This window comes from Armatimonadota bacterium (assembly GCA_020354555.1).
Taxonomy (GTDB): Bacteria; Armatimonadota; Hebobacteria.
Window position 1 is genome coordinate 2,755,470 of sequence record CP070648.1, and the last position, 10,752, is coordinate 2,766,221.

8 protein-coding genes are annotated in these 10,752 nt (G+C 66.5%); 3 read left to right on the top strand and 5 right to left on the bottom strand.

Features of this window, described 5'->3' with window-relative positions; all coding sequences use genetic code 11:
• The 5 genes from tuf to JSV65_11345 form a co-directional block, all read right to left on the bottom strand.
• The coding region (tuf, locus tag JSV65_11325) for an elongation factor Tu (GenBank protein UCH33168.1) at positions 1–303 on the bottom strand (303 nt) is incomplete at its 3' end.
• A 68-nt stretch (positions 304–371) separates the two neighbouring features.
• Positions 372–2,450 (bottom strand): elongation factor G, encoded by a 2,079-nt coding sequence (gene fusA, locus JSV65_11330; GenBank protein UCH33169.1) that lies wholly within the window; start codon positions 2,448–2,450, stop codon positions 372–374.
• Between the two features lie 113 nt (positions 2,451–2,563).
• Positions 2,564–3,031: a 30S ribosomal protein S7 gene (rpsG, locus tag JSV65_11335; protein UCH33170.1), complete on the bottom strand. Its 468-nt coding sequence runs from the start codon at positions 3,029–3,031 to the stop codon at positions 2,564–2,566.
• A gap of 197 nt (positions 3,032–3,228) precedes the next feature.
• A complete protein-coding gene (rpsL, locus tag JSV65_11340; protein UCH33171.1) occupies positions 3,229–3,648 on the bottom strand; it encodes a 30S ribosomal protein S12 in 420 nt (139 codons plus the stop codon).
• Between the two features lie 425 nt (positions 3,649–4,073).
• Entirely contained in the window at positions 4,074–4,919 is an 846-nt protein-coding gene (locus JSV65_11345) for a PHP domain-containing protein (GenBank protein ID UCH33172.1), read from the bottom strand.
• 234 nt (positions 4,920–5,153) lie between these two features.
• Here JSV65_11345 and JSV65_11350 point away from each other — a divergent pair, with 234 nt between their 5' ends.
• The 3 genes from JSV65_11350 (at position 5,154) to JSV65_11360 (ending at position 10,589) form a co-directional block, all read left to right on the top strand.
• Entirely contained in the window at positions 5,154–5,369 is a 216-nt protein-coding gene (locus JSV65_11350) for a hypothetical protein (GenBank protein ID UCH33173.1), read from the top strand.
• A gap of 353 nt (positions 5,370–5,722) precedes the next feature.
• Entirely contained in the window at positions 5,723–7,081 is a 1,359-nt protein-coding gene (locus JSV65_11355; GenBank protein UCH33174.1) for an FAD-dependent oxidoreductase, read from the top strand.
• 271 nt (positions 7,082–7,352) lie between these two features.
• Positions 7,353–10,589, top strand: a complete 3,237-nt coding sequence (locus JSV65_11360) for a hypothetical protein (protein UCH33175.1) — start codon at positions 7,353–7,355, stop codon at positions 10,587–10,589.
• The last annotated feature ends 163 nt before the right edge of the window (positions 10,590–10,752 follow it).

Consider the following 10,752-nt stretch of genomic DNA (forward strand, 5'->3'; position numbering starts at 1 on the left):
CCCGTCCATCTGCGCCGCTCCCGTGATCATGTTCTTGATGTAGTCCGCGTGCCCCGGACAGTCCACGTGCGCGTAGTGGCGCTTGTCCGTCTCGTACTCCGCGTGGAAGATGTTGATCGTCAGCCCACGCTCTTTCTCCTCCGGCGCCGAGTCGATCCGCTCGTACGCCAGATAATCCGCTCCCTCGTGCTTGCTCAAACATAACGTGATCGCGCTCGTCAGCGTCGTCTTGCCGTGATCGACGTGCCCGATCGTCCCAATATTAACGTGCGGCTTCGTCCTCTCGAATTTGCGCTTGCCCATGATTACGCTCCCCGTCCGTCGTCGCCTTGGGTTCCGCGAGCCCGTGTTCGGGGGCCGGCGTGCCCGTGCTAGGCGTGTACGGCATGTGCGAGTAGTTGATCCGCGATCTGCGCGGGAACCTCCTGGTAGTGCGACGGCTCCATGGTGTAGGTGGCGCGCCCCTGGGTCAGGGAGCGCAGCGCCGTAGCGTAGCCGAACATCTCCGCCAACGGCACCAAGGCGCGAATCGTCTGCGTCCCGCCCGGGCTCGGCTCCGTGCCAAGAATATCGGCGCGCCTGCCGTTGAGGTCGCCGATGACGTCGCCGAGCCGATCTTCGGCGACCACCACCTCCACCTTCATTACGGGCTCGTTGAGCACCGGTGCCGCGCGCGCGGCGGCGTCCCGGAACGCCATCGCGGCCGCGATCTGGAAGGCCATTTCGCTCGAGTCCACCTCGTGGTAGCTGCCCCCCAGCAGAGTCGCCTTGGTCGCGGCGAGCGGATAGCCGGCGAGCACGCCCGCCTCCATCGCCCCGCGCACGCCGCGCTCGATGTCCGGGATGAACTCCTTCGGTATCGTCCCGCCCGTGATCTGGCTTTCGAACTCATTCGCGCCGGTCGGCGACGGCTCGACGCGCAGGACGACATGGCCGTACTGGCCGCGTCCGCCGGTCTGTCGCACGAAGCGGCCCTCGCCCTCGGCGGCGGTCGTCACCGCCTCGCGGTAGGACACCTGGGGGCGTCCGACGTTGGCGCCGACGTTGAACTCGCGCAGCAGGCGATCAACGATGATTTCGAGATGCAACTCGCCCATGCCGGAGACGATCATCTGGCCGGTGTCTTCATCCACGCGCAGGCGAAAAGTCGGATCTTCGCCGGTGAGCCGGGTGAGGGCCTCAGACAGGCGGTCGCGATCGGCCTGAGTGCGCGGCTCGATAGCAACCGAGATCACGGACTCCGGGAAATGAATGCTCTCCAGCACCACGGGGTGGCCCTCATCGCACAGGGTGTCGCCCGTGGTGACATTCCTCAGGCCGACGGCCGCGGCGATATCGCCGGCGAACACTTCGGTCAGGTCCTCGCGCCGATTGGCGTGCATGCGCAGGATGCGCCCGAGGCGCTCGCGGCGGTTCCGGTTGGCGTTGAAGATCTGCTCGCCCTTGCGCGCGCTCCCGCTGTACACGCGGAAGTACGTGAGCCGACCGACGTAGGGATCGGAGCGAATCTTGAAGGCGAGCGCGGCGAACGGCTCGTCGTCGCTGGCGTGCCGCGTGACGGTGAGCCCGCTGGCCGGGTCGACGCCCCTGACGTCCGCGACCTCGAGCGGCGACGGGAGGTAGTCCACGATCGCGTCGAGCAGCGGCTGCACGCCCTTGTTGCGCAGCGAGGCGCCGCACAGGACGGGCACCATGTTGTAGCGCAGCGTGCCGACGCGCAGGCCCGCCCGAATCTGCTCGGGGTCGAGTTCCTTGCCGTCTATGTAGAGTTCCATGAGCTCTTCGTCGCTCTCGGCGGCGGCCTCGATCATGGCCTCGCGGAAGCGCTCCGCGCGCTCCAGGAGTTCCGCCGGAACGTCGCGCTCCTCGACGGTGACGCCGAGTTCGTCCGGGTAGTAGAGCGCCTTCATGCGGATGAGGTCTATGATGCCCTGGAAGTCGGCCTCGGAACCGATCGGGAGCTGGACGGCGACCGCGCGGCAGCCCAGGCGCTGACGCATCGAGTGCAGGATGCGGTGGAAGCCGGCGCCGACGCGGTCCATCTTGTTGATGTACGCGATGCGCGGGACGCGATACTTGTTGGCCTGTCGCCAGATGGTCTCGGATTGCGGCTGCACGCCGCCGACGGCGCAGAAGATGGCAACTACACCGTCGAGGACGCGCAGGGAACGCTCGACCTCGACGGTGAAGTCGACGTGGCCGGGGGTGTCGATGATGTTGATCTTGTGCTCGCGCCAGAAGCAGGTGGTGGCGGCGGAGGTAATGGTAATCCCCCGCTCCTGCTCCTGGGGCATCCAGTCCATAGTCGCCGCGCCTTCATCCACCTCCCCCATGCGGTGGACCTTGCCGGTGTAGAACAAGACACGCTCGGTGGTGGTGGTCTTGCCGGCGTCGATGTGGGCGGCGATACCTATGTTTCGCGTTTTGTCTAGCGGAAAATCGCGTGCCATGTGCGTAACCGATATGTCCAGCCTGAGGCTTGCCCCCTGCCGTCCCTGGTAGGCCCGATGTGAGTCAGCACCTTGCCGGACTATCGGCTCGCGGTACGCGAACCATGCCGGTCCTACCAGCGGTAGTGGGCGAAGGCCTTGTTGGCTTCCGCCATCCTGTGCGTATCCTCTCGCTTCTTGACCGAAGCGCCCTGCGAGTCGGCGGCGTCCATCAGCTCGACCGCCAGTTTGCCTTCCATCGTCTTGCCCGAGCGCTGGCGCGCATTCTGAATCAGCCAGCGCATGCCAAGGTCGACGCGGCGCGTCGCCCGCACTTCGACCGGCACCTGGTAGGTCGCGCCCCCGACCCGCCGCGGGCGCACCTCAAGCACGGGCATCGTGTTCTTCAGCGCCTGCTCGAGCACGGCCAGCGGATCCTTGCCGCGCTCGGCGATGACCTGGAGCGCGCCGTAGAATATGCGCTCGGCCGTGCTGCGCTTACCCCGCAGCAGGAGCTTGTTGATAAACTGCGTCACCAGCCGGCTGTGAAAGATCGGATCCGGCATGACTTCTCGACGCGAGATCGCTCCCTTTCGCGGCATCTCCTGTGACTCCTCGGGGAGCCCCGGCTACCACGCGAATCCGCTTGCGCGGCCCGTAGCATCCGCGACTCCACTTGTAGCAGGTCTCCGGCCGACGGCGGTGATTCCGCGCCGGGTACGAGCCTGTTCGGTCCCCCCGAAGACACGCGAAGTGCCGGGCACACCGTGCCGGGTGCGCCCCGCACTTTCGCCGTTGACTACTTAGGTTTCTTGGCCCCGTACTTGGAGCGCGCCTGACGGCGGGCGTCAACGCCCGCCGTGTCCAGCACCCCGCGTACGATGTGATAGCGGATGCCGGGGACGTCCTTGACCCGGCCGCCGCGGATGAGCACGACCGAGTGCTCCTGAAGGTTGTGCCCTTCGCCCGGCACGTAGGCCGTGACTTCCACCCGGTTGGTCAAGCGCACGCGGGCGACCTTGCGCAGGGCCGAGTTCGGCTTCTTCGGGTTGATCGTGTATACGCGCGTACACACGCCGCGCTTGAGCGGTCCGGGCACGCGGACGTACTTGCGCTGCTTGGTATTGAAGTTCCACCCCAATGCCCAGCGCACCGTCGGGCGCACCCGAGTCTGCTTGCGCTTGCGCGCTTTTCTCACTAGTTGGTTAATGGTCGGCAACTACGATCACCATACTCGGTGGGATGCCTCGCGGGTATCCACAACGAAGCGCGGAGGTCCGCCGTCGTGCGAGACGGATTTCCATCCGCGCAACGAACTGTAATTATAGGGATTCCCCGTAACCTTGTCAACCCCTCAATCAGGGGAATTCTCGGCTCGGGCACGCCACGCGGACTCCCGTCCCGCTCCCCGGCGCGCGGCGATACGGGCGAGGACTTTCCGCCCACTCATGATACCATACCCGCGCGCAGCCGCGCAAGGCGCCGAAGGGGAGTCGAGGTCGAGCGATCGGCCGCCGCATCTGGGGCGCTCGAATCGCTCACCGGCCCCCGCGACCTGCGGATGCCCGCCGGCGTCGGGGTGCGCCATCCCGGCATGCTGTGATCGGTGCCCTGCGGGCCTTGCTCATGGACAGGGACCGCGACTCACCTACGCCGGGCCAGGCGCTCCCGCAAGCCGTCGAGCACCCCGAGCGGAACGCCCTGCGAGCCCATCTTCAACGGCTGGCCGGGCGCGGCGCCGTGGCAGTCCGATCCGCCGGACACTACCATGTCCAGACCATGGGTCTGGCGGATGCGTTCCGCCAAGCCCGCTGCGTCCTGCCCCGGGTGGTAGCATTCCAGCCCGTCCACGCCTGCGTCGCGCATGGCGGCGTAATCGGCGTCGCCGAACGTGACGACGTCGGGATCATAGGCCCAGGGGTGTGCCATAACACACAGCCCGCCGAGATCGCGGACCGTCCGTGCCACCCATGCCACGTCAACCAGGGGCGCCACATAGCCCGGTTTGCCCTCGTCGAGATAGGCGCGAAACGCCTCGCCCGTCGTCATGTCTCCCCGCGCGCGGGCGATGGCTTCGGCGACCGGAGAGACGCCCGGGATATGCCCGGTGTAGTAGAGATCGTCCCACGTCACTTGAATGCACTGCTCCCGGCGCATGCGCTCCATCATGCGCTCCAGCCGTTCGCGCCACAAGGAGGCCGTGCGCGACATCGCCTCGTCGAAGCCCGGCGCTCGATCATCCAGAAACAGACCGAGGACGTGGAGTTCGAGGTCGCGCCATTCGGCGGAGAACTCGCAGCCGCCGATGACCTCGATGTCGTACATCTCACCCGCGCGGCGCGCTTCGCACAGGCCCGCCCCGGTATTGTGATCGGTGATGGCGGCGGCGGCCAAGCCCATCCGCGCGGCCAGCTCGACGACCCGCGTCGGCGAGAACCTGCCGTGCGAGCAGGTCGTGTGCAAGTGCAAGTCAACGAAGGAATCATTCATGGTGGAGTCGCAGCTCAGCGAGCAGCTCGTTCTTGGCGACAATGATTCCGCGCGCAGCGCGGTTCGGCCTTCCGACCGACGTGTGGTGCGGGGTGTGCTGTTGGGCTGACGCTTGCCGCAGGGGCCGATGACCGGGTCCCGAACCAGGACATACTCACCGCGCCGGCGAAAGGCCTGCACCGACGGCGGAATCGGACATCAAGGCGGGACCCTTCGAGCCGCGGAGGTGCCGGAGTGGACGCGCTCAACAACCCATCTGCAAGTGCTTTCCTCGTTCCGCTCCTGGTGTGGAGCGTTTTCTGGAAGGGGCTCGCCATGTGGAGGGCCGCGCGGCGAGATCAGCCCTTGTGGTACATCGCGCTGCTCGTCATCAACACGGCGGGGATTCTGGAGATCCTGTACCTTTTGTTCATAGCGCCGCGTCAGCGAGACCTGGTGAGCGAGGCGTAGTTCGGCCGCCGTGGGGCTGCTGCGGTATTGCCGCAGCGGCCCGAGCCAGCGCCGGAACGCAAAGGCACCCGGCGCGGCCCTGAGCACTGTCACGCGGCAATGCCTGGCCGCGGCATGCCCCACGCTTGTGAAAAAATGCACAAACCATCACAGGAATCCACGCTGCCAGCATCGAAATCGGCGTAGCGAATGAGCGGAGGGCGGCGGCCCCGTCTCGTGCACACGCCCGCGCCGGGTGCCTCTGCGGGAGTCTGCTCTGCCGCGGGGCGCTGCCCAAGGGCAGCCGGACTCCGTATCACCGTGGGACAGGAGGGAGTGTCCGAACGGCTCGCTATCTGATTATCGGCAACGGCGTGGCCGGCGTACGCGCGGCCGAAGCCATCCGCCAGCGGGAGAAGCGCGGCGACATCACCATCGTCGGGGACGAGCAGGACGGGTTCTACTACCGTCCGCAGCTCGCCGACTTCGCCGCGGGGAAGGCGAGCGAGAAGGCGATGCGCGCCAAGCCCGATGACTTCTATGCCTCCAACAAGATAAAGGTGATGCTCGGCAAGAAGGCTTCCGCCGTTAACGCAGCCGCGCATCGTGTGGAACTGGACGACGGCACGTCAGTGGCCTACGACCGCCTGTTGATCGCCACCGGCGCGTCTCCGCGTAAGGCCGAGGTGTCGGGCGCGGATCTCCAGGGTGTCCACTACCTCCAGACCCTGGCGGATGCCCGCGCGCTGCAAGCCGCGGCGCGTGAGGCGAAGCAAGCGGTGATTGCGGGCGAGAACTCCATCGGCCTCGAGATCGCCCGCGCGCTGCTCGACCTCGGCGTGCAGGTGAGCTACCTCGTGCGCGGTGAGCGCTTCTGGCCCGAGATGCTCGACGCCGACGCCGGGCAGCTGGTCGAGCAGCATCTCGAGGGGCGCGGCATCAGGCTGCTGCGCAACCACGACCTGCAAGCCATTGCCGGCTCAGACGGCAAGGTGGAGAAGGTGGTTGCCACGGGCGACGAAGCGATCCCTTGCGATCTGGTGGCGCTCAGCCTCGGTCTCGTCCCGAACACGGATGCGGCGCAGGCCGCAGGGATCGAAACCGACCGCGGTGTGCTGGTGGATGACAAGCTGGCGACGAGCGCGGAAGACGTGTACGCCGCCGGCGACGTGACGCAAGCGCCGGATGCGACGACGGGGGAAAAGGTGCAGTCCTTCGGATGGCTCAAGGCGTGGCGGCAGGGCCAGGCCGCCGGGGAGAACATGGCGGGCGGCGGGGCGAGCGTCGGAGATGCCATCAGCACGCTGCAGGTGCAGATCCTGGACGTTGACTTTCTGGCGATGGGGCAGAGCAACCCGCCGCCCGGTGTCGGCCTGCGCAAGGAGTCGGCGGTGTTCCCGGATGTCGGCGTGTACAAAGCGCTGGTACGCCGCAACGGGACGGTGGTGGGCGCGGCGTTCCTGGGCAATGTGGCTGAGGCCGCGGTAATCGAGAAGCTGATTCGGTCCCAGGGCGACATCTCGCAGCTCGACCCGGCGATTCATAAGCAGATGTTCGACGAGTTCTCGCTGCGGTCGGTGCTCGTGGGCGTGCTGTGTCCGGTGTGCAAGCTGGCGGTGCCGCTGCCGGACGGGGCCAAGGAAGGCGACGTCGTGACCTGCCCGGTGTGCGGAGTCGAGCTGCGCCTGGAGCGCATGCCCAACGGCCTGCTTGGAGGTCGGGTGGCGTCGTAAGCGACCTCGCCAGATACCGGCATGTCAAGCACGGGCCCGGCTTCGGCCGGGCCTTTGTGCTGCGCCCGAAGGCAGCATCAGATCAACGGAGCGGCTCATCTCACTGCGTCGCCACCGACTCCCGCGACGGCGACCAGACAGGGAGAAGGCGCTGCGGAGGGCAATAGGGCGAGTGTTCCTGCGGCAACTGGGGCAGGGCGATCTGACCCGGACGTAGGAGCAGCGCTAATGGGGGTGTGCGTTCCGGTGACCGAAGAGCGAGGAGCACGTGATGAGACGCCGCGGTAGAAGACACGTCGCGAGAAGCGGCGTTGCGCTGCTGTTGGCCGCGTTGTGCTGCGCGACGGGCGCGTGGTCCTCGAGGCTCGAGCAGGTATCGGATCATGTCTGGGTGGTGCGCGATGACGACGGCAATTGGGGCGGGCCGACGATGGGCATCACGCACCAGTCCGATCCCGGCTACTGGGCGAGGAAGGTGCTCGACCTCAGCGAGTTGCCGCCTGCGGTGTGGGAAGCGGTCCGCGATGTCCGGTTGTCCATCCACTTCTGCGTCCGCGATTACTCCTGGCACGACTTGCCCCAGGCCAACGGCCTGGACGAAACCTTCGAGATCGTCGTGAACGGCGAAGCGACCCGCTACCCGACAAGTACGACGGGGCTGCCTGTCTTCCGCGAGCAAAGGCCGGTCGGCGATTCGATGCGGTGGTGGGACGTCAGTCTCCGGAAGGGGTGCTTGATTCGGGGCCCCAACGAGTTCGTTTTCCGCAAGATCGTGACACAGGGCAAGAGGCCGGACGACTACTTCTATCTCGGCATCGACACGACCGTCGAAGGCGGCAGGAGTTGGGTGCGTTTCGGCGCGGACCAACCGTGGCGCTCAGACAAGCTCACTGTGCCCGGAGGCACGGGGGAGTACATGGTCCGCCTGTACCTTCTCTGCGGCGATACGGAGCTCAACGCCGCCTGGTATCCCCAAGATGACCGGCTCGACGATCCGCAGGGCGTGGTGTCGTATGCCGGCTCACACGGCGCTACGACGCGGATCGAGTGGAACCCGCTGCGCCTCGATGCCCTGTCGCCCATCTCGGTCATCGTCGAAACGATCTCGGATGCAGCGTACGAGTTCCGATGGCTGGGCGAGGACGGTGATCCGCGACCGGCCGTTGAGGCGAAGGGCCCGCGCTACGAAGCGCGCGTGGAATCCGGGATTCCGTTTCGGCCGAGCGGCATAGAGCTGGGCAAAGACATCCCGGTCAAGCGCATCGCCGTGCGTGCATCCCCGGACTACCACCCGCTTTCGCACCGAGTGGATATGACGCCCCGTATCGCGGCACCGAGGGGCGCTCTCTCCGCGCGCAAGCCGCGGTGCGCCGCGAGCCTCTCGCGGGCGGCACTGGCCAACCGCAACCTGCGTTGTGCATTCACAGTCGAGAAAGGCCGGCTCAAGCTCGCCTCCCTCTACAACGAACTCGCCGCGTCTCAGATGGTGAGCGATGCCAAGGAGTGCGCGCTGTTCCTCATCGAGGTCGAGGGCGAACGGTATGCCGGCTCCCGCGACTTCGCGTGCGAATCGCTGACCCCCTCCAGGGATGGCCCGGGTTTCACGGCCGTGTTGTTCAACGCAGCCACGGGTCTCGAAGGCAAGCTCACCGTCAGCGTGGATGACCGAGATCTGTTCGTGGAACTGGTCGTGACGAACCGCGCCGACGCGCCGCGTGACTTCAAGGTCGCGTTTCCTCATCTGTCGGGCCTCGCTATCTCCGATGCGGCGGAAAACGACTACTACTTCTTCCCATGGGGCGGAGGCATTTTCTCCGACGCGCCGGCCGTCATCCGCCGCGGCTACGGCGACCACGAGGCCTTGTACCAACTCATGGACATCTACAGTCCGGAGCGCGGCGCCGGCCTGAGCATTCGCTGCACTGACGTGGACGGCCGGCACAAGGTCCTCGCGCTGCGCAAGCATATCCCGGGCAGAGCTGAACTGAACGGCGATGCCGCCTACACCCCAACCGGCGACGAGTACAAGTGGACGAATTGCCTGCCGGCGACTCCCGGCGTCGGGGTTGCCTTCGAGTACCTGCGCCGGACGCGCGGCCCGGGTGAATCGTTCGCGCCGAAGTCCGTCGCCCTCCGCGCGCATCCCAAGGACTGGCACGTCGCGATGAAGGACTACGCGGACTGGTGCCATCGCGTGTGGCGGTTCCGGCCTCGTCCATCTCGGCTGACGCCGATTGTCAACATGCTCGCGGCAGGCTGGGGCAAGAGCCCGTTGTTCCGCGACGGCGCTTACCGCACGGACTTCATCGAGCCGCGTTGCGACTGCATCGAACTGATGTCGTGGTGGGAATGGTCGCCGCTGGGGCCGTGGCGCACACCGTGGGACAAGCTGGAAGAGCGAATCGGGCCGGCGATGTACAAGCGCTACAGCGCCTACTGGGTTCCCGACCCCGTTACCGGAAAGACCATGTACCCGCTGAACCGCGGCGACTACGACGGGTACAACGAGCGCTGGGGCGGGCTGCCCGCCTTGCGCGCCGCGATCAACACCTACCGCGACATGGGCGCGTTGGTCACGCTCTACACCGATCCCATCCTGGCCGACGACAACACGAAGTGCGGGCGGCAATGGGGCGAGTTGTGGGGCATCGTGAAGCCGGACGGCACGTACCGCACCAGCTACGAGTCGTGGAACATGTGCCACGACGTGGCGGGGTACCGCGAGTACGTCGCCGACACCATGCGGCGCGTCATGCAGGAGACCGACGCCGACGGCATCCGGCTCGACGAATATGGTCACTGCGGCGCGGCGTGCTTCAACACCAAGCATGCGCACACCTTCGCCGAGTGGGGCTGCACCGAGTGGCAGCGCGCTATCGCCGAGACGACTGAGACGGTGCGCGAGGCCATGGACGACGTGAAACCCGGCTCGGTACTCACCACGGAACACCCCGGCTGCGACTACCTGATGCAATTCATCGAGGGATGCATCACGTATGACCTCACCGTCCAAGCCACTCCCTTACGCCCACTCGAGTGCAATCTTCAGCGGTTCTACTTCCCGGAGTGCAAGGCGTACGAACTCGACCACCGCAGCGCCGACCCCACGCATCGCAAGCGCTTCTGGAACGGCGTCGGATCTTTCGGCAGCTACTACCCCGAGCACCTGGACGCCATCCTGCGCGAACACGCCGACGCCTTCCAAGGCAACGACTGCGAGCCCCTCGTGCCGACCCTGGCGCGACACGTATACGCCAACCGCTTCAGCGCGGCGGGCAAGACGATCTATACGCTGTACAACGCTACGGGCCACACGTTCTACGGACCGGTTCTCCGCATCCCATGTGCCGAAGACGAACACATCATTGACCTGCTCAACGGCACCGAGGCCGATTGGTCCCCCGAGGACGGCCACGCCGTCATCCGCGCCTTCCTCGCCAGAGACGACGTGGCGGCTGTGGCGCGCGTGCGCCGGGCCCCGGGGCGGGAGCCACGAGGGAACACCTGACCTGTCCCCGAACCCTCGCGATGCTGACATAGAGAATCCAGGGGAGTCGGCGGCGCGATAGCTGTCGAAGTGAGTCTGGGGACGCGTCCCCTACGGGGTGCCCGAGGAAGCTGCCATGCCAACGCAAACGAGCGAACTGAGGGATCATTTCTCACTGGACATC